The 22,335-nt window shown below is 75.3% G+C and carries 22 protein-coding genes; 12 read left to right on the forward strand and 10 right to left on the reverse strand.

What is annotated here, in order from left to right; translation table 11 throughout:
- Nucleotides 1-70: 70 nt before the first annotated feature.
- Nucleotides 71-1,354 carry a DUF1205 domain-containing protein gene (locus PIR53_18185; protein ID WZH51932.1) on the forward strand — a complete coding sequence of 428 codons (1,284 nt, stop codon included), beginning with the start codon at nt 71-73 and terminating at the stop codon, nt 1,352-1,354.
- Here PIR53_18185 and PIR53_18190 read toward each other — a convergent pair.
- The 9 genes from PIR53_18190 to PIR53_18230 are packed head-to-tail and all read right to left on the reverse strand — an operon-like array spanning nt 1,330 to nt 9,267.
- The gene (locus PIR53_18190; protein WZH51933.1) at nt 1,330-2,628 is read right to left on the reverse strand and encodes a DUF1205 domain-containing protein; all 1,299 of its coding nucleotides are present in this window, start codon (nt 2,626-2,628) and stop codon (nt 1,330-1,332) included. The two genes, PIR53_18185 and PIR53_18190, sit on opposite strands and share 25 nt — an antisense overlap.
- A 12-nt stretch (nt 2,629-2,640) precedes the next feature.
- Nucleotides 2,641-3,753: a DegT/DnrJ/EryC1/StrS family aminotransferase gene (locus PIR53_18195; protein WZH51934.1), complete on the reverse strand. Its 1,113-nt coding sequence runs from the start codon at nt 3,751-3,753 to the stop codon at nt 2,641-2,643.
- Nucleotides 3,750-5,030, reverse strand: coding sequence for a DUF1205 domain-containing protein (locus PIR53_18200; GenBank protein ID WZH51935.1), 1,281 nt, complete (start codon nt 5,028-5,030; stop codon nt 3,750-3,752). The genes PIR53_18195 and PIR53_18200 overlap by 4 nt, the downstream gene beginning before the upstream one ends.
- On the reverse strand, nt 5,031-5,801 hold the full coding sequence (locus PIR53_18205; GenBank protein WZH51936.1) for an NAD-dependent epimerase/dehydratase family protein: 771 nt from the start codon (nt 5,799-5,801) through the stop codon (nt 5,031-5,033).
- Nucleotides 5,798-6,574: a membrane protein insertase YidC gene (gene yidC / locus PIR53_18210; GenBank protein WZH51937.1), complete on the reverse strand. Its 777-nt coding sequence runs from the start codon at nt 6,572-6,574 to the stop codon at nt 5,798-5,800. Before yidC ends, PIR53_18205 begins: the two co-directional genes overlap by 4 nt.
- A complete protein-coding gene (locus PIR53_18215; protein ID WZH51938.1) occupies nt 6,571-6,867 on the reverse strand; it encodes a hypothetical protein in 297 nt (98 codons plus the stop codon). Before PIR53_18215 ends, yidC begins: the two co-directional genes overlap by 4 nt.
- Nucleotides 6,864-7,988, reverse strand: a complete 1,125-nt coding sequence (locus tag PIR53_18220; protein WZH51939.1) for a class I adenylate-forming enzyme family protein — start codon at nt 7,986-7,988, stop codon at nt 6,864-6,866. Before PIR53_18220 ends, PIR53_18215 begins: the two co-directional genes overlap by 4 nt.
- A complete protein-coding gene (locus tag PIR53_18225) occupies nt 7,985-8,551 on the reverse strand; it encodes a GNAT family protein (GenBank protein WZH51940.1) in 567 nt (188 codons plus the stop codon). The genes PIR53_18220 and PIR53_18225 overlap by 4 nt, the downstream gene beginning before the upstream one ends.
- Nucleotides 8,548-9,267 carry a class I SAM-dependent methyltransferase gene (locus tag PIR53_18230; GenBank protein ID WZH51941.1) on the reverse strand — a complete coding sequence of 240 codons (720 nt, stop codon included), beginning with the start codon at nt 9,265-9,267 and terminating at the stop codon, nt 8,548-8,550. The genes PIR53_18225 and PIR53_18230 overlap by 4 nt, the downstream gene beginning before the upstream one ends.
- A gap of 73 nt (nt 9,268-9,340) precedes the next feature.
- On the opposite strand from PIR53_18230, the gene PIR53_18235 reads away from it, so the two are divergent.
- The 11 genes from PIR53_18235 to PIR53_18285 all read left to right on the forward strand — a co-directional run bounded on the left by PIR53_18235 (nt 9,341) and on the right by PIR53_18285 (nt 21,512).
- Nucleotides 9,341-9,916 carry a hypothetical protein gene (locus PIR53_18235; GenBank protein WZH51942.1) on the forward strand — a complete coding sequence of 192 codons (576 nt, stop codon included), beginning with the start codon at nt 9,341-9,343 and terminating at the stop codon, nt 9,914-9,916.
- 240 nt (nt 9,917-10,156) lie between these two features.
- Nucleotides 10,157-10,387: a hypothetical protein gene (locus PIR53_18240; GenBank protein ID WZH51943.1), complete on the forward strand. Its 231-nt coding sequence runs from the start codon at nt 10,157-10,159 to the stop codon at nt 10,385-10,387.
- A 36-nt stretch (nt 10,388-10,423) separates the two neighbouring features.
- Nucleotides 10,424-11,434: a hypothetical protein gene (locus PIR53_18245; protein ID WZH51944.1), complete on the forward strand. Its 1,011-nt coding sequence runs from the start codon at nt 10,424-10,426 to the stop codon at nt 11,432-11,434.
- 5 nt (nt 11,435-11,439) lie between these two features.
- Complete coding sequence (locus PIR53_18250; protein ID WZH51945.1) at nt 11,440-12,888, forward strand: NDP-hexose 2,3-dehydratase family protein; 1,449 nt, start codon at nt 11,440-11,442, stop codon at nt 12,886-12,888.
- Entirely contained in the window at nt 12,885-14,183 is a 1,299-nt protein-coding gene (locus PIR53_18255; protein WZH51946.1) for a DUF1205 domain-containing protein, read from the forward strand. The genes PIR53_18250 and PIR53_18255 overlap by 4 nt, the downstream gene beginning before the upstream one ends.
- Nucleotides 14,180-15,766, forward strand: a complete 1,587-nt coding sequence (locus tag PIR53_18260) for an aromatic amino acid ammonia-lyase (protein WZH51947.1) — start codon at nt 14,180-14,182, stop codon at nt 15,764-15,766. Before PIR53_18255 ends, PIR53_18260 begins: the two co-directional genes overlap by 4 nt.
- Nucleotides 15,763-16,698, forward strand: coding sequence for an ABC transporter ATP-binding protein (locus PIR53_18265; GenBank protein WZH51948.1), 936 nt, complete (start codon nt 15,763-15,765; stop codon nt 16,696-16,698). The genes PIR53_18260 and PIR53_18265 overlap by 4 nt, the downstream gene beginning before the upstream one ends.
- A complete protein-coding gene (locus PIR53_18270) occupies nt 16,695-17,441 on the forward strand; it encodes an ABC transporter permease (protein ID WZH51949.1) in 747 nt (248 codons plus the stop codon). Before PIR53_18265 ends, PIR53_18270 begins: the two co-directional genes overlap by 4 nt.
- A 22-nt stretch (nt 17,442-17,463) precedes the next feature.
- Complete coding sequence (locus PIR53_18275) at nt 17,464-18,687, forward strand: class I SAM-dependent methyltransferase (GenBank protein WZH51950.1); 1,224 nt, start codon at nt 17,464-17,466, stop codon at nt 18,685-18,687.
- A 3-nt stretch (nt 18,688-18,690) separates the two neighbouring features.
- Entirely contained in the window at nt 18,691-19,968 is a 1,278-nt protein-coding gene (locus PIR53_18280; protein ID WZH51951.1) for a DUF1205 domain-containing protein, read from the forward strand.
- Nucleotides 19,965-21,512, forward strand: a complete 1,548-nt coding sequence (locus tag PIR53_18285) for a 4-hydroxyphenylacetate 3-hydroxylase N-terminal domain-containing protein (protein WZH51952.1) — start codon at nt 19,965-19,967, stop codon at nt 21,510-21,512. Before PIR53_18280 ends, PIR53_18285 begins: the two co-directional genes overlap by 4 nt.
- Here the strand turns inward: PIR53_18285 and PIR53_18290 are convergent.
- Nucleotides 21,485-22,243, reverse strand: coding sequence for a LuxR C-terminal-related transcriptional regulator (locus tag PIR53_18290; GenBank protein ID WZH51953.1), 759 nt, complete (start codon nt 22,241-22,243; stop codon nt 21,485-21,487). The genes PIR53_18285 and PIR53_18290 overlap by 28 nt on opposite strands.
- Between the last annotated feature and the right edge of the window lie 92 nt (nt 22,244-22,335).

Raw genomic sequence — 22,335 nt, forward strand, 5'->3', positions numbered from 1 at the left:
GGAGCCGCCCTCCCGGCTCTTCGCCGTCCTGACGAGGACCTGCCGAGGGGGGGCACGGGTGCGGGTGGTGATGACGGCCCTGGGCGAGCGCACGCACGTGCTGCCGCTCGTCCCGGTCGCCTGGGCGCTGCGCGCCGCCGGGCACGACGTGACGGTCGCGACGCCCCCACGGGTGCTCGACGTCGTCACCGGTGCGGGTCTCCGGGGCGTCCCCCTCGGCCGCGACCACCGCGCCTACCGTGCGCTCGAGCGCCTCGATGCCCTCGAACGCGGGGCCGACGGTCCGGCGGCGGGCGCGACCTCGGGCTTCGCCCCCGCGGCGGTGCGCCGCCGCACCTGGCCGGAGTGGCAGGCGTTCTACCGCGAGAACGTGGGGCTCTGGTGGCGCCTCATGAACGACCCGCTCGTGCCCGACCTCGTCGCGCTCCTCGAGCGTGAGCGTCCCGACCTCGTGCTCTGGGAGGGGTTCACGTGGGCGGGCTCCATCGCCGCGACGGCGGCCGGGGTGCCCCACGCCCGGGTGCTCTCGGGCTCCGACCTGCTCACGCCGGCCCGCCGGCGCTACCGCAAGCTGGCCGCCGCCGCCGACCCCGCGCCCGACCCCGTGCTCGGCTGGCTCGGCGGGCGCCTCGCCTCGCTGGGACGTCGCGGTGGCGCCGACGAGCACCTGCTCACCGGTCTCGCGACCGTCGACTACCTGCCGCCCGCGCTGAACCCCACGGGCGCGCCCGCCGCGTCCGCCGCCCCCGCCGCCCCCGCCGCGTCCGTGCTGCCGGTCCGCTACGTCCCGTCGAACGGGCGCGCGGTCCTCCCCGCCTGGCTCCGGTCACGCCCGCGTCGACCGCGGGTCTGCGTCACCCTCGGCCAGTCGTCGATCACCAACCACGGCCGCTACGGCGTGGCGCTGCGGGACGTGCTCCTGGGCGTCGCCGCGCTCGACGTCGAGGTCGTCGCCACCGTCCCGGCGGACCTGCACGCGTCGGTCGGGCCGCTGCCCGCGCACGTGCGTCTCGCGTCCTTCGTGCCGCTCGACGCCCTCGCTGCGACGTGCAGCGCCGTGGTCGACCACGGCGGTGCCGCCACGATGTGCACGGTCGCGCGCCACGGCGTACCGCAGCTCGTCGTGCCCGACGACACCTACGACGAGGCGGTGCTCGGCGACCTGCTCGCCCGCTCCGGGTCGGGCCTGACGTGTCCGCCGGAGCAGGTCGACGCCGCGTCGGTGACCGCGGCCGTCGACCGGTTGCTGCACGACCGGGCGCTGCGCGCGGGCGCTGCGCGGCTCGCCGGTGAGATGGCCGCGATGCCGCCGCCCGCCGCCCTCGTCCCTCAGCTCGAGGCGCTGGCTGCCTGACCCCCGGAGGCCCCGGCCGCCGAGCCCGCCAGGTCCGTCAGGTCCGCCGCCACCCTCCGGGCGCCGGGCATCGCCAGCAGCTCCTGCCGCAGGGCGGCGGCGCCGGACCGGAACGGCTCCTCGTCGAGGAGCCGCTGCACGGCGTCGTGCACGGCCGCCGGCGTCGCGTCCTCCGGGGCCAGCGCGAGCCCCGCCCCCGCGCGCTCGATCCGCGCGGCGAGCACCGGCTCGTCGTAGTGCTGCGGCACGACGAGCTGCGGCACGCCGTGGCGCGCGACCGTGCACACCGTGCCGCCGCCGCCGTGGTCGACGACGACGCTGCAGGTGGCGGCCAACGCGTCGAGCGGCACGAACGGCTCGACGCGCACCGTGTCCGGCAGCGGGCCGAGCGCGCGCCGTACCTCCGTCGGCGCGGTCGCGACCACCTCCAGCCCGCCGAGCCGCGCCAGTCCGGCCAGCAGGTCGCGGAACCGGGCGGGGTCGTCCGCCGACGAGTGCCCGAGGCTCACGCCGACCCGCGGGCGGCGGGGCGGTCGCCGGAGCCAGGCCGGGAGCGTGCCGTCCCCGTTGAACGGCACGAAGCGCAGCGGGTGCAGCGGCCCCGTCGACCCCGGAGGCTCCCCGTCGGGGCGGCCGAGCGACGGCGGCAGCGGGTCGACGGTCGGGGCAGCGAGCACGTCCGCGGCGTCGAACCCCGTCCCGAGGCGGTCCGCGGTGCGGCCTAGCCAGTCCACCAGCGGGTCCGCGCGCACCTCGGGCGGCCGCTCCCGCCGGTACGCCGCGTGCAGGCGCCCCGCGAGGTCGACGCCGAAGAGGACCCGCGCGTGGGCGGCTCCCGCGGCACGCGCGGCGACCACCCCGGCGAAGGTCACCGCCCCCCACAGCACGAGGTCGGGACGCCAGCGCCGGGCGAGCCCCACGAGGTCGTCCACCATCGGGTCGTTGACCAGTCGCCACCACCACGGCACGACGCGCTCCAGCTCCTCGCGCAGCACCGGCCAGTCGGCGGGTCCCGACCCCGGGCCCGGACCCAGCCCCGGCGCCAGTCCCAATCCCGGCACCCGGTCGCCGCCGCCCACCGCGCCGCGCACCCGCCACAGCTGCGAGTCCCGGCCCACGGCCGCGACCGGGAGCCCGGCGGCGTGGCCCGTCGCCGCGAGCCGCGGCTGCACGGCGACGAGCACCTCGTGGCCCTCGGCCCGCAGGGCCCAGGCGAGCGGCACGAGCCCGAGCAGGTGGGTGCGCTCCGCGTGGGTGGTGACGAGGACCCGCATCGAGGTCGGCGCTCAGAGGTCGCGGAGCACGTCGAGGAGGTTCTCGATGACGGTGTCCTGGATCTCGCGGGAGAGGTGGGGATACATGGGCAGGGAGAAGATCTCCTCGGCCGCCGCCTCGGTGACGGGGAGGCTGCCCCGCGGCACCCCGAGGTGCGCGAAGCCCGACATCGTGTGCACCGGCCACGGGTAGCTGACGGTGAGCTCGATCCCGCGCTCGGCCAGGTGCTTGAGCACGAGGTCCCGCTCGGGGTGCCGCACGACGTACAGGTAGTAGGAGTGCTCGTTGCCCGGCGCCACCGCGGGCAGCACGAGGTCGGTGCCGGCGAGCGCCTCGTCGTAGCGGCGCGCGACCTCGCGGCGGGCCGCCACGTAGTCGTCGAGCCGACCCAGCTTGCGGCGCAGGATCTCGGCCTGGACCGCGTCGAGGCGGGAGTTGAGCGCCGGCCGCTCGACGACGTAGTAGGTGCGCTCCATCCCGTAGTACCGCAACCGTCGCGTCCGCGCCGCCGCCTCGTCGTTGTCCGTCAGGACCGCGCCGCCGTCGCCGTAGGCCCCCAGCACCTTCGTCGGGTAGAAGGAGTACGCCGTGGTGCGGCCGAAGGTGCCGGCCAGCCGCCCGTGGTGGCGCGCGGCGTGGGCCTGGGCGCAGTCCTCGACGACGGCGATCCCCGCCTCGGCGGCGAGCGCGGTCAGCGGCTCCATCTCGACGCACTGGCCGTAGAGGTGCACCGGCAGCACCGCCCGCGTGCGCGGGGTGATCGCGTCCCGCACCTGCGTCACGTCCATGAGGTAGGAGTCGTCGTCGCGGATGTCGACGAACACCGGCACGGCGCCGATCGCGTCGATGGCGACGACGGTGGGCGCCGCGGTGTTCGACACGGTGACCACCTCGTCGCCGGGGCCGACGCCGGCGCTGCGCAGCGCCAGCTCGACCGCGTTGGTGCCGTTGTCGACACCGACGGCGTGCCGCACGCCGTGGAAGTCGGCGAAGGCTCGTTCGAACTCCTCGACGGCGGGGCCCAGCACGAGCCGGCCGGAGGCGAACACGGTGCGGACGGCGTCGAGGAGGTCGGCCTCCTCCGCGCCGTACTCGGTCAGGTAGTCCCAGACGCGGATGGTCATCGCTCGGCTCCTCGGGTGGTCTCCGGACAGGGGGCGGGGTGCTCGACGAGGCGCTCGAGCGCGTCGACGAGGTCGTGGGGGCTCGGCATCCCGAGCAGGGCGGTGCGCAGGCGCACGGTCTCCTCCCGGATCGCCGGGTCGTCGAGGAGCCGGCGTGCGGCCTCCGCGACGGAGGCCTCGGTCAGCTCGTCGAGGGAGAGCCGCAGCGCGGCGCCGGTGTCGGCGAGCAGCCGGGCGAGCACGGGGGCGTCGAACTCCTCGGGCACGACCAGGGCCGGGACACCCGCGGCGACCGCCGTCATCGCCGTGCCGGGCCCGCCGTGGTGGACGACCAGGTCGCAGGTGCGCAGCACGGCGTCGAGGGGGACCCGGCCGACGAAGCGCACGTGGTCCGGCACCTCCGCCGGGTCGAGGCCGGCGTCCTCGGGGCCGTCGAGGGTCACGAGCACCTCGGCGGCCACGGCGGCGACCCCGCGCACCACGGTCGCCGCCGGCACGACGAGGCGGCCGAAGCGGTCGAGCGCCGAGGTCCCCAGCGTCACGCAGGCCCGGGGGACCGTGGGCTCGTCGTGCACCCAGTCGGGCACGACGACGGGACCGGCGTAGGGCACGAAGCGCATCGGGAGGTAGGTCAGGTCGGGGTCGTCGAGGCGGCGCAGCGCCGCGGGGAGGAAGGTGATCGTCGCGTCCCCGGTCACCGCCGCCGGGTCCGGCTCGACGCCGAACCGCGCCGCAACGGTGGCGAGCCAGGCGGTCAGCGGCTCGGCGGCGCCGGGCGGCTGCACGTCTCGGAGCCGTCGCAGCACCGAGGCGAGGAAGTCGTAGGTCCACAGGAACCGCACGTGGGGCACCCCGCAGGCGCGGGCCGCCACCGCCCCCGCGACGGTGATCGTCTCCCACACGACCAGGTCGGGCTCCCACTCGCGGCACAGGGCGACGAGGTCGCCGACCAGCGGTTCGTTGGCTGTGCGGAACCACCACTGCACCAGGTCGGCGAAGGCGGGGGCCGCGGTGTCCCAGTCGAGGGGCACCGTCGGGTCGACGAGGTCGAGGTCCCCGTCGGCGTCGCCCTCGTGCTCCGCGTGGTCCCACAACCGGTACAGGGGCAGCGACCGCCCGACCGCCACCACGGGGAGTCCGCTGTCGGCCAGCGTCTCGACGAGCTCCGGCTGGGTCGCGACGAGCACGTCGTGGCCGGCGCAGCGCAGCGCCCAGGCCAGCGGCACCAGGGGCTCCGCCTGCGTGCGCTCGGCGTAGCTGACGAGGAGGACCCGCACTCACCCCACCCCCGGCCGGCTCGCGGGTGCGTCCACGTCGATGCCGACCGCGCGCAGGTAGCCGTCGATCACCGTGCGGAAGTAGTCGGGCGGGAAGTGCAGCTCCACGTCCGCGGGCAGGAGGCCGAGCATCTTGTCGGTCGACATGCAGTGCCGGGCGCCCTCGTCGAGGCGGACCCACTCCGCCCGCATCCCCAGGCGCCGCTCGACGTGCCGCACGATGCGGTCGATGAGCACGCACTGCCCCGAGGCGACGTTCACGACGTGGTCGGTGACGCCGTTGCGGAGCAGGCCGTCGGTGATGGTGACCATGTCGCCCACGTCGAGGAGGTCGCGGTAGGCGTGGCGGTGCAGCGTCACCGTCCCCGCGCGGACCTGGCGCACCAGCGAGGGCACGAGGCGGTGCGGCGGCGCGTCGCGACCGAGCACGTAGCCGAGCCGCAGGCTGAGGTGGCGCACCCCGGAGTCGCGGATGAGGGCCTCCAGCGAGGCCTTGTGGTGACCGTACGGCGTGGGTGGGTCGGGCGGCTCGTCCTCGCTCCCGCGCTCGTCCGTGCGGCCGTAGACCGCCGCGCTGCTCATGAACACGAGCTTGCGGTCGTCGCGCAGGCACTCCTCGACGACCTCCTCGACGAGGCGGCGCTCCCGCACGTAGGACTCGACGGGGTTGGTGGGGAACGAGACCCCGGCGGCCAGGGCGACGACGTCGTCGTGCCGGTGGGCGATGCGTTCGAGGTGGGTGGCGATGAACCCGGTCCCGATGATCTTCATGCCCGTGCCACCTCCGGCTGCGGATGGGGGGCGCCGCGGCGCCGCGCCGCCACCCAGGTCGACTGTCCGATCCCCCAGAGCAGGCTCGTCGTCAACGAGAGCACGATCGCGAGGGGGAGGTTGAGGGCCAGCGCTCCCGCCAGCACGGGCAGCGCCAGGAGCCGCAGCCGGCGCCCGGTCGGCGTCACCGCGGCGGGGTCGGGGCGCGCAGCGAGCGCGCGTCGCTGCCCGACGTGGACGAGGACGACGGCGAGGAGCGCCGTCGCCAGCACGACGGCGCGACCGTCGTCGTGGTGCAGGAAGGTGGTCGTCGGCGCGGGGACCGCCGCCCACGTGGCGGGGTGCAGGTCGGCCGTGCGGTCCGGGCTGCCGAAGAGCCGGAGCACCGCGACGACCGCGGGGATCTGCACGAGGGCGGGGAGGAACCCCACCCACCAGCGGACCCCGTGCTCCTTGAGCAGCGCGTCCTGCTCCTCCTCGGCCCGCACCCACGCGGCTGCCGCCTTGCCCGGACGCTTGACGAGCGGTGTCGCACCGACGCCGTGGCGCTCGCGGATCTCCCGCAGCTGCGGCTCGAGGGCGTCCATGCGCCGCGTGAACCGGAGCTGCAGCGCCAGCGTGGGCAGCAGGGCCGCCCGGACCAGCAGCGTGAGCGTGACGACGGCGAAGCCCCACGACCACCACCGGGTCGCGCCGAGCGCGGCGAAGGCGCCGTCGAGGGCGAGCAGCACGACCTGCAGCGCCGACTCGACCGCGTCCCAGGCCCCGCTCATGACCGGGCGGCCGCCTCGCCGCGCGAGCGCTCGACCTGCGCCACCACGAAGTCGGTGACGTCGTCGAAGGTGGTGCCGCGGAAGTCGCCGAGCTCCTCGAGGAGCTCGACGTCGAAGGCCGCCTCCACGGAGAGGAGGAGCTGGATGAAGGTGAAGGAGTCGAGGTCCGCGAAGGCGACCGCGGTGCCGCCCGCCTCGCCCTCGGCGTCCGACTGGATCCAGGTGAGCACCCCGGCCTCGGTCTCGACGTGGTCGCGGACCTCGGTCCACAGTGCGCTGCGTGTGGTGCTCATTGCCGTTCCTCCCGGAAGTAGGTCTGACCGGACACGACCTTGCCCGTGCTCGACGTGACGAGCTCGGTCACGAGCCGCACCCGTCGGGGGTGGACGCCCACCACGTCGATGGCCCGCCGCAGGTCGTCGGCGATGTCGACGAGACCGGCGGTCGGCTCGACGACGTAGAGCTCGAAGTGCTCGCCCACGTCGGGGTCGACCACCCCGATGCAGGCGACCTCGCGGCGCAACTGCGCCCCGAAGCGCGCCGCGACCTCGTCGAGGTGGTGCCGCACGCCGTTGACCTTCACGAACCGGCCGGCGCGGGCGACGAGACGGAGCCGGTCGGCGCCGTGGCGCTCGACGACGTCGTCAAGCCGGTGGACGCGCCGGTCCTCCGTGCTGCCGGGCGCCCGGGCCAGCCAGGGGCTGCGCACCACCAGGCGCTCCTCGTCCGCGGGGCCCTCCTCGCGCGGGCCGGCGAAGGACACCCCCGGCAGGAGGGTCCAGAGGTCGTCGCCCCGTCGTCGGGTGGCGACGGCACCCGACTCCGTGGAGCCGAGCAGCTCGACGACGGACAGGTCGGCCCCGGGGGCGGCGAGGGCCACCTCGTCCTCGAGCGCCCCGGCCGCAGCGGGCAACGTCGCCGAGCTGTGCAGCACCGTCACCGACGCCGCGGCCTCCAGCCAGGCCAGGCGGTGCCGCAGGATCGCGAACGTGCTCGGGATGCCGACGACCAGCACCCGGCCGCGCAGCGGGGGCAGCGCTCCCAGGGAGCGCGGACGCACCCAGGCGGGCACGCCGAGGGCCGCGGGCAGCAGCACGGAGCAGTGCGCGCCGTACCGGTGCCGCGGCGGCGCGAAGGCGACGACCGCGTCGATCCCGCCCCCGGCGCCGAGGACGTCCCCGAGGGCCAGCACCTCGGCCAGCATCTGCTCGGGCCGCAGCTCCCACGGCCGCGGCGGACCGGTCGAGCCGGACGTGTGGAACTCGCAGCGCGGCGGCATCCGGTGCTCCACGAGCCGCTCGAGGTCGGCGAGCCGCGTGCCGCTCCAGTCCACGTGCCACGGCCGCGCGTTGAGGAGGTCGGCGTCGTGGGGCCACGCGAGCACCTCCTCGGGGGTCAGCGTCACGTCCTTCACGGGCTTACCTCCTGCGACCCGGTGCGCGGGGTCAGCCGCTCGAGGAACGGCGCCCCCTCCGCGCACCAGGAGTCGCGCTCCATCGAGTACCAGTGGGCGTCCCAGTGCCGGCCCTGGAACCAGAAGTGGTCGGGGATGACGGCCTCGCGGCGCTCGTCGGCGAAGGCGACGCCGAAGTCGGAGCTGCTGTGCTCGGTCGTCACCGACCAGACCTTGCGCACGCCGAGGGCGGCGAAGGCGTAGTTGACGACGAGCAGCGTGGCCTCGGCCCCGGCGCCCAGCGGGGTGCGCTCGGCGTCGGTGTAGATGCCGACCTCGACGTGCCGGCCCGCACGGAGGTTCTGCAGCATCGCGAAGCCGACCGGGTCCTCGTCCCGGCCGACGTGGACGGTGAAGAGGGCGCTGACGTCGGCGGTGATGCCGCGCGCGAAGACGTCGGGGTCGCCGAGCGCGGTGGTGCCGAAGGCGGTGAGGAAGCGGTAGACCGTGCGCCCGACGTCGTGCCCGCCCTGGCGCAACGAGACCCGGCGGGTGCGCAGGTGCGGGGTCAGGACGGTGCTCACGCGGGCACCTCCGGAGCGCCGCCGACGAGGATCCGGCGGGGGAACGGTCCCGAGGGCACGCGCTCGGTCACCAGCCCGGCGGCGCGGAAGGCGTCGGCGTACTCCTCCTCGGTGAAGAGGCCGAGCGCGTGGTGCTCGACGACGTGCTCGATGCCGGTCGCGGCGGAGCCGATGAGGTACTGCAGCTCCACCTCGGCCACCCGCCCGTGCCGCGTCGACGACCCCATCCGCACCGCGGAGAAGCCGGGGCGCTCCACCACGACCGTCCCGACCAGGTCGGTGCTCCACTCCGTCGGTGCGTTGCACGTCTCGACGACCAGCAGCCCGCCGGGGCGCACGTGGCGGGCCATGGTGGCGATCGCCCGGCGCAGGTCCTCGAGCGTCAGCATGTAGCCGACGGAGCCGAAGAGGCAGGTGACCACGTCGAACGTGCGCCGCAGGTCGAAGGTGCGCATGTCGCCGACCACCAGCTCGGCGCCCGGGCAGCGCCCGGACGCGACGGCCAGCAGACCGGGGTCGAGGTCGACGCCGGTGCAGGTCAGCCCGTCGGCCAGGAGGGCCAGGTGCTTGCCCGTGCCGCAGGCCACGTCGAGCAGCGTCCGCGCGTCGGGCCGGCGTTCGCGGAGGAGCCCGAGGAGGTGCGCGGCCTCGGCCTCGTAGTCCTTCCCCGCCCCCTCGTAGACGAGGTCGTAGAGGTCCGCCGACTCGGAGAACACGGCCCGGTCACCTCCCCCGCGTGGCATAGGGTCGGCCACCGACGGTCCCCACCCACGAGGCGCAGGAGCAACCGTGACCCTCTTCCCGACGCTCGCGACGGCGCGCGTGGAGCTCGAGCCCACGTCCTTCCGATCGGCCCTCGACCTGCCCGAGGAGCTGGGGATCGACCCGGACGACGCGGCCGGGATGCCCGACCTCGACCTCGTCGTGGAGCTGGCCTGCCCCGCGGAGCCGGGCCGCATCGCGCTCCAGTACGACGTGCGCCCCGGCGGTGCGGACGGCGGTGCGGACGGCGGTGCGGACGGTGGCGACCCGGTCGGGATCGCGACCCTCTGGGACCTCGACCCCCACGCCGGCCACGTGCGGGCGGGCGTGCAGCTCGCCCCCGGCGCGGACGCCGTGGTGGCGCGCGAGACGCGGCTGCTGCTGCTCAACGTCGCCTTCGCGACGTGGCGCGTGGCCAAGGTCTACGTGCACGAGGTCCACGGCGCGTGGGCGTGGGACGCGCCGGGGGCACGGCTCGAGGGGACGCTGCGCGACTACCTGCACGATGGCTCCCGAACGCTCGACATGGACGTGGTCGCGGTCCACCGGTCGGACTGGGACCGCGAGGGCCGCGAGGTCCTCGGGGCGCTCCTCGGCGACTGAGCGCCGGCACGGCCGGCGACCCGCGGCAGTTCGCCACGCTAGGTGAGGACCATCGCGAGCGGTCGTCCTCGCCCCCCGGTTTGACCGGCTCCGCTCAGGGGCGACCCGGCCCGCGCACCCGGCGGACCGGTTCCGCTCGCGTGCCCTCCCGAGCCTTCCGAGGCGCGTCGGCGCCTGCCTAGCGTCCAGGGCACGACGAGGTCGCGGGGAGCCTGCGACCGTGGCCGGGAGGACGACGTGATGACCGACGAGCGCATCGGGCCGGACACCAGCGCGGGGCCCACCGCCCCGCCGCCGGCCCCCGCAGCAGCCACGCCCCGCCGTACGGCGCGGGTGAGCTTCGTCGGGGGCACCAGCCACAGCCGGGCCTCGGTCGACGTGCGCGGCACGGAGCGCGAGGTCGTCGACCGCACCGGGCCCGACGGGGAGACCCCGCCGCCGGCGGGCTGCCCCTGCTCGTCGGGCTTCTGAGCCTCCCGCACACCCTCGACCGGAAGGAGCGCCGCCATGACCCTGACCGACACCTCCGCGGAGCAGGAGGCGGGCTTCGCCGAGCGGCTCGCGGCCTCCCTGCTCCCCGTCTTCGAGGGCGAGGAGCCGCTGCTGCTCACCGACTCGCGCGCCCTGCTCCGGATGCTCCACGAGCGCGGCGTCGGCGCACTGCACTTCGAGCACCTCTCCGGGCTCTCGCCCGACGAGCGCCGCAACGTCGTCGCCATCCCGACGACGCCGCTCGACGTGTCCAACCACGACGTGTGGCGCGAGTACTTCGCCGAGTCGCGCGTGCTCATCGTGGCGGGGGTCGCCTTCGACCCGGCGCCGGAGGCCGTGCTCTACACGCTCGAGAAGATGGCCCGCTCGTCGTTCGTCGACGCCGCGGAGCGCAACAACGTGCTCCTCGAGGCGGTGGCGGGCTCCTCGACCATGGTCGTGTCCAGCGCCGACGCGGAGCTGCGGTGCGAGCTCGACGAGATCACCATGCTGCGGCCCAAGATCGAGCCCGAGCTCGCCCCGGGCGAGTGGGAGAGCGTGGGTGCCTACTTCGAGGTCGGCCTCGTGTCGGTCCCCGACGAGTTCATGACCGGCATCAAGCCGGGCTTCGACGTCAACGGCGAGTTCGTCGCCGACGGTGTCTCGGTGGCGGTGCACCGCCACGTGGGCGACGACGTGCGCGCCATGCAGACGGCTGCCTGGGAGCTGCTGCGCTCGCTGGCCCGGGCGGGCGAGTTCCCCCTGCGGCTGACGGTCGAGCACTCGGTGCTCCGGAAGGTGCTCACGGCCTCCGGACGCGACATGGCGCCCGAGCTGCTCGTGCACACCAACGCCGGCCTGGGCGGCATGCTCACCGAGCTGGCGTTCAGCTCCAACGCGGCCATGAAGCCCGACGAGGTCGACTGGTCGGTCAACTCGCAGCTCAACGAGGGCGCCATCGGGGTCCACATCGCGGTCGGCGAGGGCCTCACCGGGGCGCACGTCGACTTCATCGCCATCGACGCCACCACCGACTTCCGGGCCTGAGCGTCATGACCTCCGTCGACGAGCTGGCCCCACGGCGGACGACGCCGCCGGGGGTGGCGTCCGTGCAGGCCTGGCTGGCCGACGTCGCGGCGCGGCACACCATGACGGTGCGCCAGGTCGACCTCGACGACATCGCGCCCTGGCGCGCCGACCCGCTCACGGGCGACCTCGTCCACCCCAGCGGCGGGTTCTTCCGGGTCACGGGCCTCCACGTGGGCCCGGTCGTCGGCGCCGACGACCACCCGGGCACACCGCGTCCGGAGGGCTGGAGCCAGCCGATCATCGACCAGCCCGAGGTCGGGATCCTGGGGTTCGTCGCCGCCCGCGCCGAGGGACGCCTCCACGTGCTCGTGCAGGCCAAGGCGGAGCCCGGGAACCGCAACGGCGTGCAGCTGAGCCCGACGGTGCAGGCGACGTGGAGCAACTACACGGGCAAGCACGGCGGGGCGTCGGTGCCCTACCTCTCGTGGTTCACCGACGCCGGTCGCGGTCGGGTGCTCGTCGACGTCCTGCAGTCGGAGCAGGCGGCCTGGTTCTTCCAGAAGCGCAACCGCAACATGTTCGTCCTCCTCGAGGACCGGGAGGCGCTCGAGGTGCTCCCGGGCTTCCGCTGGGTGCCGCTCGAGGACCTCTACGGCTGCCTGCTCGAGGCCGACCTGGTCAACATGGACGCGCGCACGGTGCTCTCCTGCCTGCCCCTGCACCTCATCGGCGGCTGGCGCGAACCGACCCCCGGCCTCGACGACCGGCTCGCCCGCACCGTGCGGGCGTCCCTGGCGCCCGCGACGGAGGCGCTGCACCCCTACGCCGACCTGCTGAGCTGGCTCACCGGCCTCCGCAGCCGCCCGCTGCGCCGCGCCACGCTGGTCCCGCTGCGCGAGGTCGGCGACGGGTGGCACCGGGCCGACGGGGAGCTGCGCCACGTCGACGGCGGCCGCTTCGCCATCCGGGGCGTGCAGGTCGAGGCGCGTGGCCGTGAGGTGCGCACGTGGCGCCAGCCGCTGCTGGCCCCGCACGCCGAGGGGCTGGCGGTCTGCCTGGCGGCCGCGGTCGACGACGTGCTCCACCTCCTCGTGCGGGCGAGCCCGTCGCCCGGTTACCGCGACGGCGTCGAGCTGGGCCCGACGCTGCAGGACGCCACCGATCCCACCGGTGCCGCCGACGCCGCCCTGCCCCTGCCGCTCCGGTCGCTGGCCGTCGACGCGCCGTCAGGGGCGGTGCTGTTCGAGTCGGTGCTGTCCGAGGAGGGCGGTCGCTTCTGGGACGCCCGCACCCGCTACCGGCTCGTGGCGGTCGACGAGGCCGTGGTCGGCGCCGAGCCGCCCGGGTTCCGCTGGATGAGCCTGCACCAGCTCGGCAGCCTGCTGCAGCACAGCCACTACGTGAACGTCGAGCTGCGCACCCTCGTCGCCGCGGCGCACGGACTGGCGGCGACCCCGGGGGACGTCGCATGAGGGTCCTCCTGGTCTCGCAGGCCGAGTGGAGCCACGCCGCCGGGCTCGTCCCGGTGGGGTGGGGCCTCCGCGCGGCCGGCCACGACGTGCTGTTCGCGACGCAGCCCGACCTCGTCGCCACGCTGGCCACCAGCGGGCTGCCCACCGTGGGGGTCGGCCGCGACCACCGGCTGGGGGCGCTGCTCCAGAGGGTCCCGCCCCGGCGGCGCGTGAGCGGGGGGATGGACACCGCCTGCCTGCGCCCCGGCGTGGACGGCGAGGTGGTGGCACGGGGCTACACCTACCTCGTGCGCTGGTGGTGGGCGCTCGTGAGCGACCCGATGTGCGCCGGCCTCGTCGCGCTGGCCCGTCGCTGGCGTCCCGACCTGGTGGTCTGGGAGACCACGACCTTCGCGGGAGCCGTGGCCGCGGAGGCGGTCGGCGCCCGCCACGTGCGCTTCGCCTGGAGCCTCGACCTCGTCGCCCGCTTCCGCCGGCAGTTCCTGCGGCTGCGGTCGGACGGCGTCCCGGACCCCCGCCCGGACCCGCTCGAGGAGTGGATGGGGCGGTCGGCCGCGCCGTACGGCGTGGAGTTCAGCGAGCGCCTCGTGCACGGCGAGGCGACGATCACCCAGCTGCCCGCCACCCTCCGCGCCGAGGACCCGGCGGACGTCACCTACCTGCCGGTGCGGCACGTGCCCTACAACGGGTCCCGGCCCGTGCCCTCCTGGGTGCTGACCGAACCACCGACGCCCCCGGGCCGGCCGCGGGTCAGCGTCTGCCTCGGCTCGTCGTCGGTGGCGCGGTTCGGGCGCTACGTCTGCTCGGCGCGCGAGGTCGTCCACGGTCTCGCCGCCCTCGACGTCGAGGTGGTGGCCGCGCTCGCGCCGTCGGAGCACGCGTCGCTGGGGTCGCTGCCCGGCAACGTGCGGCTCGAGGAGCACGTCCCGCTGGACGCCCTGCTGCCCACCTGCGCGGTCGCCGTCAACCACGGCGGTCCCGGCACCGTCGCGACCGCGGCGGTGCACGGCGTGCCGCAGCTCGTCCTCCCCGCGGAGTTCGACGCGCCCCTGCTGGCCGACGGGCTGGTGGCGCAGGGCGCCGCCCGGTCCGTGCCCGCCGAGGAGGCCGACGCGGCCACCGTGCGCGACCACGTGACGGCGCTGCTCGACGGTCCGTCGCACCGGAGGGCGGCCCGCGCCCTGCGCGACGAGGTCCGCGCCATGCCCGATCCCTACGCGCTCGGCACCACCCTCACCGACCTGGTGCGGGACGTGCCCGCCGCGCCGCTCGCCACGGCAGGAGCCGCCCGATGACGACGACCGCCCCCACGCCGCTCGCGACCCCCGGGACGCTCGCGGCGTCACCCGCACCGACCCCGCCGCTCACCTCGCTGCGCGCGCTCGTCGCCGGTGGTGACCTCGCGACACCGGTCCCCCCGCTCACCGCGGAGGAGCGGGACGCGATGGAGCGGAGCGTCGCCGTCATGGCGGGCGCGCTCGCCGCCGACGCGCAGGTGTACGGCGTGACGAACGGCTTCGGGGCCCTCGTCGACCACCCCGGGGCCGGCGACGGCACCCGCACGGGGATGGGCCTGATCCACCACCTCGGCACGGCCCAGGGACGCCACCTCGACCCCCGGGTCTGCCGCCTCGCGGTGCTGCTGCGGCTGCACGGCATGCGGCAGGGCTTCTCCGCCGTGACACCCGAGCAGTGGGAGTCGCTCGCCCGGCTCCACGACCGCGGCTTCACCCCGGCCATCCCCGGTGCCGGGACGGTGAGCGCGAGCGGCGACCTCCAGCCCCTGGCCGCCGCGGCGCTCGCCCTGGCCGGCCGGGGCGAGGCCTGGGTGCAGGACGCCACGGGCGCCTGGCGGGTGGTCGACTCCGCCCGCGCGCTGGCGGACGTCGGCTGCGACCCCGTCGCGTGGCCGGCCCGCCTCGCGCTCGCCTTCGTCAACGGCACGAGCGTCAGCCTCGCCGCGGCTCTCGTCAACCTCCAGGAGCTCCAGGCCCACGTGCGCGCGGCCGCCCTGCTCACGGCGCGCCTCGTCGAGGTCGTGGGGATCGGCACGGAGTCGCTGGACCCGGCCATCGCGGCGGTCCGTCGGCAGCCGGGCCAGGCGGAGGTGGCCGGGTGGATCCGCGGCGCGCTCGACCCGGACCGCCCCGCCCGGGTGGAGGGACGTCCGCTGCAGGAGGTCTACAGCATCCGCGCCGCCTCCCAGGTGCTCGGCGCCGTGCTCGACCAGGCCCGGTCGTGCGAGGAGATCCTGCTCCGCGAGGCGAGCGGGGTCACCGACAACCCGGTCTGCGTCGACGGGCGGGTGCTCCACGGCGCGAACTTCCACTCGCTGCCGGTGGGTCTCGCCTCCGACCAGACCGGCCTCGGCGTGCAGCAGGTCGCCTTCCTGCTCGAGCGCCAGCTGGGCGTGCTCTGCTCGAGCGAGCTGAACGGCGGGCTGCCCCCGATGCTGACGTCCTCACCGGGGCTGAGCAGCGGACTGGCCGGCGTGCAGATCAGCGCGACCTCGTTCGTGTCGTCCATCCGGCAGCGCGTGCAGCCGACGACGCTCACCTCGCTGCCGACGAACGGGGCCAACCAGGACCACGTGCCGATGTCGCTGACGGGGGCCATCGCCGTCGGTGAGGCCCTCGAGACGGCGCGCTGGGTGATCGGGTCGCTCGCCGTGGGCCTCGCCCAGCACGCCGCCCTCGGCGGCTGGCCGGCCACCGGGCTGTGGGCCCGGGTCGCGGCGGCCTGCCCGCCGCTCGTCGAGGACCGCCCGCTCGCCGCCGAGGTGCGCGCGTGCGCGCGGCTGGTGCTCGACGCCGTGGAGGAGCACGACGACACCGGGGGAGGAACCTCCCTCGCCGAGGAGCTCGGGAGACGCCAGTGAACGTTGCCACGCCAGCCATCGAGGTCCGGCAGCTGCGCAAGACCTACCGCGGGACCACCGCTCTCGACGGGGTCGACCTCACGGTCGGGACCGGGGAGATCTTCGGCATCCTCGGCCCGAACGGCGCCGGGAAGACGACGACGGTCGAGATCATCGAGGGCCTCACCCGCCCCGACTCCGGTGCGGTCAGCGTGCTCGGGATCGACCCCTTCGGCGACCGGGACGCGCTCCGGCAGGTGCTCGGCGCCCAGCTGCAGGAGAGCCGCCTGCCCGCCAAGCTGCGGGTGCGCGAGGCGCTCAAGCTCTACGCGTCCTTCTACCCCGACCCGGTGCCCGTCGACGAGATGCTCGAGCGGGTGGGTCTGACCGACAAGCGCGCCACCCCCTTCGAGGGCCTCAGCGGGGGGCAGCAGCAACGGCTCTCGATCGCGCTCGCCCTGGTCGGCCGTCCCCGGGTCGCGATCCTCGACGAGGTGACGACGGGCCTGGACCCCACGGCCCGGCGGGCGATGTGGCAGACGATCCTCGACCTGCGGGACGGTGGCCTGACCGTCGTGCTCATCACCCACTTCATGGAGGAGGCCGAGCGCCTCTGCGACCGCGTCGCGCTCATGCGCGGTGGTCGCGTCGTCGCCACCGACACCACCGGCGGGATCATCGAGAGCACCGTCGGCGGGCAGCGGGTCACCTTCGACGTCACGGGCCCTGCGCCCGTCGGGGACCTCGAGCGGCTGCCGGGGGTCACGGGGGTGGAGGCCGACGGCTCCACCGTCCACGTGCTGGGGCGGGGCGACCTCGTCACGGCGGTCACGAGCGCCCTGCACGGCTGGGGCGTCACCTACGAACGGGTGCGGGTCCACCAGGGGACGCTCGACGACGCGTTCCTCCAGCTGACGGGCACCGCCGCGGGTCGCACGGAGGAGGACCGATGAGCACCGCCACCGCTGTCCGCCAGGTCGTCGCCACCGAGGCCAAGCTGGTCTGGCGCGACCCCGCCGGGGTGTTCCTCCCGCTGGCCCTGCCGGCCCTCATCATCGTGATGAGCGGCCTCACCTCCGAGGAGGGCGGGGTCGACGGCACCGGCATCCCGGCCGCCAGCGCGATCGGGATCCCCAACGGGTTCGGCACGATCGTCGCGATCCTCGCGCTGGTCAACATGCCGTCGTTCCTCGCGTCGTACCGCAGTGAGGGCGTGCTGCGGCGCCTGGCCGTCACGCCGGCGCGGCCCTCCTGGGTGCTCCTCGGACAGGTGACCGTCAACGCGGTCCTCGGCATCGTCGGCACGATCCTGTCGCTGGTCGTGGTGGCGACGGTCTTCGAGCTGGTCGCGCCGCGCCTGCTGCTCTGGACCGTCCTCGCGGCGCTGCTCACGACGGCCGCCATGTACGGCATCGGGCTCGTCCTCGCCGCCCTCGTGCCGTCCTCGAGCAGCGCGACGGCCGTCGGCCTCGTCGTCTTCCTCGGCATGCTCACGCTCGGCGGCGGCACGGTGCCGCCCGACGTGCTGCCCGACGTGCTCACCGAGATCGGGCGGGTCCTGCCCTTCGGTGCCGGGACGCAGGCCATGCAGTCCGCCTGGCTCGGTGACGTCCCCGAGGCCCGCGACCTGCTGACGCTGGCCGCCACCGCCGTGGTGCCGACGCTCGTCGCCACCCGTGTCTTCCGTTGGAAGTGACCCGACCGAGAGGGAGCAATCGATGAGCGAACCGGCACGGTGCCGCGTCTGCGGCGAGGGCCTCGCGCCCTTCCTGGACCTCGGCGAGCAGCCGTTGTCCAACGACTTCGCCACCGCGGAGGAGTCGAGCGACTTCAGGTTCCACCTGGAGATCGCCGCCTGCACCGGCTGCACGATGGTGCAGATGGTGCACGAGGTGCCCCGCGAGCTGATGTTCCGCGAGGACTACCCCTACCTCTCGTCGGGCTCGACCCGCATGGCCGAGCACTTCGAGGCCGCGGCCCGCGACGCCCTCGAGCGCGAGCTGCGCATCGACGACCCCTTCGTCGTCGAGCTGGGCTGCAACGACGGGGTCTACCTCAAGCACGTCGCGGCGGCGGGGGTCCGCCACCTGGGGGTCGAGCCGTCCGCGGAGGTGGCCCGACGCGCGGCGAGCCTGGGCGTCGACGTGCGCGTCGACTTCTTCGACGAGGAGCTGGCGCGCGAGGTGCGGGCCAAGGAGGGGCCGGCGAAGGTCGTCTTCGCGGCCAACACCCTCTGCCACATCCCCTACATCGGCTCCGTGCTGGCGGGGGTCGAGGCGCTGCTCCACGACGACGGCGTCTTCTGCTTCGAGGACCCCTACCTGGGCGACATCCTCGCGACGACGGCGTTCGACCAGTTCTACGACGAGCACTTCTACTACTTCAGCGTCCACTCGGTGCAGGCGATGGCCCGCCGCCACGGCCTCGAGCTCGTCGACGTCGCGCCGCAGGCCGTGCACGGCGGCGAGCTGCGCTACACCCTGGCCCGCGCCGGTGCCCGGGCCCCGTCCCCGGCGGTGGCGGCGGCGCTCGAGCAGGAGCGGGCCGCGGGCGTCACGGACCCGGCCCGGCTGCGGGAGTTCGGCGAGCGGGTCCGCACCAACGCCGACGAGCTGGTGGCCGTGCTGGAGGAGGCGCGCGCCGCCGGGCGCAGCGTCGCGGCGTACGGGGCGACGGCGAAGAGCGCGACCGTCCTCAACTACTGCGGGATCGGGCCCGACCTCGTCCCGGTGGTCTACGACTCGAGCCCGACGAAGCAGGGCCGGGTGACCCCCGGGTCGGGCATCCCGGTGGTGCCGAGCGAGGGGTTCCGCGCCTCCTACCCCGACCTCGCGCTGTTGTTCGCCTGGAACCACGCGGCCGAGATCCGTGCCAAGGAGCAGGGCTTCGCCGAGGCGGGGGGCTCGTGGCTGACCTACGTGCCCCGGGTGCAGGTCGACTGAACCGTGCGGGTCCTGCTCGTGGCCTACGCCGAGCGCACCACCACGCAGCCGCTGGTGCCGCTCGGCTGGGGGCTGCGGGCGGCCGGCCACGAGGTGCTCGTCGCGACCCAGCCCGCGGCGGCCGCCCAGGTCGCCACGACGGGGCTGCCGGTGGCCGCGGTCGGTCGGGACCACGGCTTCTGGCGGGTGATGCGCCACGTGGGGTTCGAGCGCGACACCGACGTGCCGGGGTTCGCCTCCGTGCACGGCCGGGCGCGGTCCGCCGCTCCGCCGGACGAGCGCCTGCACGCGGACTACGCCGAGGTCGTGACCTGGTGGTGGCGCACGGTCAACGACCCGATGCTCGACGCGGTGGTGCGGCTCGCGCGCCGCTGGCGTCCCGACGTCGTGGTCTGGGAGACGTCGACCTACGCGGGGGCGGTCGCCGCGGCGGCGTGCGACGCGGCCCACGCGCGGTTCGTCTGGACGGTCGACGTCTTCGCCCGCCTGCGCGCCCGGGTGCACGCCGCCGGCCCCGGCCCCGACGCGCTGCGGGCGTGGCTCGAGCGCTGCGCGCGCCGGTACGACGTGGCGTGGGCCGAGGAGCTCGCCGTCGGCCAGGCGACGATCACCTTCCTGCCCGCTGCGCTGCGGGGCCCGGCGCCCGACCGCTCCAGAGGTCCCGACCGCCCCGGAGGCGCGGTGGTGCTGCCGGTGCGACCCGTGCCGTTCCCGGGGCGCTCGGTGCTGCCGCGCTGGCTCACCGAACGGCCCCCGCGACCCCGCGTGGTGGTGTGCTTCGGCACGACCGGGGCGGAGCACTTCGGCACGGACGGGGCCCACCTCGGCGACGTGGTGCGGGGGCTGGGCGGGCTCGGTGCCGACGTCGTGGTGGCGACGGCCGCACCGGAGACCATCGACGGCGTCGCCCTGCCCGCCGGGGTGCGCGTCGAGCCGTTCCTGCCCCTCGACGCGCTCATGCGGTCGTGCGCGCTGCTCGTCAGCCACGGCGGGCCCGGCACGGTGGCGACGGGCGTCGCCCACGGCGTACCGCAGCTCGTCGTGCCGGGGGAGTTCGACGGACCGGAGCTGGCCGCGCACCTCGCGGCCACCGGGGCGGCCGCGGTGCTGGAGCGCCCCGCGGCGTCGCCGGAGGCCGTGACCGCCGCGGCGGACGGGCTGCTCCGGTCGGGGGCCGTCACGGCGGCCGCCCGACGACTGCAGGACGAGGCACGGGCGATGCCCGCGCCGGCCGAGCTGGCCGCGCCGCTCGCGGCGCTGCGGGGAGGGCGGGTGCGGTGACCACGAACGACGGCGACGACCGAGGAGACGAGGCAGCGGTGACGACGGACGAGAGCACGACCGGGACGGTGCGACCCTTCACGGGCGCGGAGTACCTCGACAGCCTGGCCGACGGCCGGGACGTCGTCATCCACGGCGAGCGGGTGAAGGACGTGACGACGCACCCCGCCTTCGCCGCGAACGCGCGCGTGATCGCGGGGCTCTACGACGCCCTGTGGGAGGAGCCGGGCCGGTCGGACCTGACCGTGCCCACCGACACGGGCAACGGCGGGTTCACCCACCCGTTCTTCCGGCCCCCGCGGTCGCGCGAGGACCTGGAGACGGCGCGGACGGCCATCGAGGCGTGGCAGCGGCGCTGCTACGGCTGGCTGGGTCGCACCCCGGACTACAAGGCCTCGTTCCTCGCGACGCTGGGCGCGAACGCGGAGTTCTACGGCGAGTACGCCCCCAACGCGCGCCGCTGGTTCACCGCGGCGCAGGAGCGGGTGCTCCACGTGAACCACGCGCTCGTCCACCCGCCGGTCGACCGCCACCTGCCGCCCGACGAGGTGCGGGACGTCTACGTGCACGCCGAGGGCGACAACGACGCGGGCGTGATCGTGTCGGGCGCCAAGGTCGTCGCGACCGGGTCGGCGCTGACCCACCACAACTTCATCGCGCACCACGGGATGCCGGTGCAGCGGCCGGAGTTCGCGCTGGCGTTCATGGCCCCGGTGGACACGCCCGGGTGCACGATCCTGTGCCGCACGTCGTACGCGCAGTCGGCCGCCGCGACCGGCTCGCCGTTCGACTACCCGCTGAGCAGCCGCATGGACGAGAACGACACGATCATCGTGTTCGACAAGGCGCTCATCCCCTGGGAGAACGTCCTCGTCTACCGGGACGTGGAGATGGCCAACGGCTTCTTCCACCGCTCGGGCTTCCTGCCGCGGTTCGCGCTCCACGGGGCCACGCGCCTCGCGGTGAAGCTGGAGTTCATCGCGGGCCTGATGCTGCGGGCGATCGAGGTCAACGGCACCGGCGACTTCCGGCGCACGCAGGCCGCGGTCGGCGAGGTCATGACGTGGCGCCACACCATGCGGGCCCTCTCGGACGCGATGATCCACTCCGCGGGGCCGTGGACGGGGCCCTACGTGCAGCCGCCGGCGGAGTACGCCCTCGCCTACCGCGTGCTCGGCCCCATCGCCTACGCCCAGGTGCGCAGCCTCGTGCTGAGCACCGTCGGCAGCGGGCTCATCTACCTCAACTCGGGCGTCGAGGACTTCGCCGCGCCGGACGTCCGGGCGCTCCTGGACCGTTACCTGCGGGGGTCCGGGGGCCACGACGCCGTCGGACGGGTGAAGGTGATGAAGCTGCTCTGGGACGCCGTCGGCACCGAGTTCGGCGGGCGGCACGAGCTCTACGAGCGCAGCTACGCCGGCAACGAGGAGGACACCCGGATCCAGGTCGCCCGGGGAGCCGCCGGGTCCGGTCTCGCCGACCGCATGCTGGCGCTGGTCGACGACTGCATGGCGTCCTACGACCTCGACGGCTGGGTGGACTGACCGGGGAGCTCGTAGTAGCCGTGGGCACCCGCCCACGCCGCCAGCTCGACCCGGCGGGTCGTGTCGGTGCGCTTGCGCAGGGCGGAGACCCGTCGCCGCACCGTCGCCTCGCTGACGTAGGAGCTGCGGGCGATCTCGAGGTCGGAGAGACCCTGCGCGACCATGGCGAGGAGCTCCCGCTCGTCGGCGCTGAGCGAGGGCACGGCGGCGGTCTGGGCTCCGCGCAGCAGGAGCGACTGCAGGAAGCGGCCGGTCTCGCCCGCCCGGTCGAGCTGCACGATCATGTGGCCGCACTGGATCATCTCCAGCGCCGACACGAGCTCCTCGGGGGCCAGGCCGGCGCCGAGCACGCCGGAGGGCCGGCACTTCAGCAGCTGGGCCAGGGCCGACTTGCTGACGGAGCGCTCGCAGGTGATGAGCAGCACCAGGTGGGTCGTCGACGGCGGCAGGGCACGGCACCACCGCACAGCGGCGGCCGGGTCGCCGCAGACGTCCACGACGACCCAGGTGCTGGCGGCGACGAGCGCGGGCTCGATGGGCGACTCGCCCAGCACGATGCGGGTGGACGTCAACCCGCGGGCGGCGGCCTGCTCGGCGAAGGTGGAGGCGATGAAGGGCCGGTTGCTCAGCACCAGCAGCTCGGCGGGTGCATCGGCAGCGGCGGTGTCGGCGGCGTCGGTGGCGGCGTCGGCGGCGAGGTGCGGACGAGGCGCCGGTGGCGCTTCGGTCATCGCGCGGGCACCGGGTCGACCGGACGTGCGTCGCCGCAGCCCCCGTGGTCGTCGTGTCGTCTGCCCGAGAACCTCATCTGGTGCCGCCCCCT

It is taken from the genome of Nocardioides alkalitolerans (assembly GCA_038184435.1).
GTDB lineage: Bacteria > Actinomycetota > Actinomycetes > Propionibacteriales > Nocardioidaceae > Nocardioides > Nocardioides alkalitolerans_A.

Bases quoted from the DNA above. Each gene is read 5' to 3' on its own strand.
- PIR53_18205 (WZH51936.1), bottom strand. From the start codon at position 5,801: ATGAAGATCATCGGGACCGGGTTCATCGCCACCCACCTCGAACGCATC.
- PIR53_18190 (WZH51933.1), bottom strand. From the start codon at position 2,628: ATGCGGGTCCTCGTCACCACCCACGCGGAGCGCACCCACCTGCTCGGG.
- PIR53_18275 (WZH51950.1), top strand. From the start codon at position 17,464: ATGAGCGAACCGGCACGGTGCCGCGTCTGCGGCGAGGGCCTCGCGCCC.
- PIR53_18250 (WZH51945.1), top strand. From the start codon at position 11,440: ATGACCTCCGTCGACGAGCTGGCCCCACGGCGGACGACGCCGCCGGGG.
- PIR53_18245 (WZH51944.1), top strand. From the start codon at position 10,424: ATGACCCTGACCGACACCTCCGCGGAGCAGGAGGCGGGCTTCGCCGAG.
- PIR53_18290 (WZH51953.1), bottom strand. From the start codon at position 22,243: ATGACCGAAGCGCCACCGGCGCCTCGTCCGCACCTCGCCGCCGACGCC.
- yidC (WZH51937.1), bottom strand. From the start codon at position 6,574: ATGAGCGGGGCCTGGGACGCGGTCGAGTCGGCGCTGCAGGTCGTGCTG.
- PIR53_18215 (WZH51938.1), bottom strand. From the start codon at position 6,867: ATGAGCACCACACGCAGCGCACTGTGGACCGAGGTCCGCGACCACGTC.
- PIR53_18255 (WZH51946.1), top strand. From the start codon at position 12,885: ATGAGGGTCCTCCTGGTCTCGCAGGCCGAGTGGAGCCACGCCGCCGGG.
- PIR53_18195 (WZH51934.1), bottom strand. From the start codon at position 3,753: ATGACCATCCGCGTCTGGGACTACCTGACCGAGTACGGCGCGGAGGAG.
- PIR53_18240 (WZH51943.1), top strand. From the start codon at position 10,157: ATGACCGACGAGCGCATCGGGCCGGACACCAGCGCGGGGCCCACCGCC.
- PIR53_18270 (WZH51949.1), top strand. From the start codon at position 16,695: ATGAGCACCGCCACCGCTGTCCGCCAGGTCGTCGCCACCGAGGCCAAG.
- PIR53_18185 (WZH51932.1), top strand. From the start codon at position 71: ATGACGGCCCTGGGCGAGCGCACGCACGTGCTGCCGCTCGTCCCGGTC.
- PIR53_18260 (WZH51947.1), top strand. From the start codon at position 14,180: ATGACGACGACCGCCCCCACGCCGCTCGCGACCCCCGGGACGCTCGCG.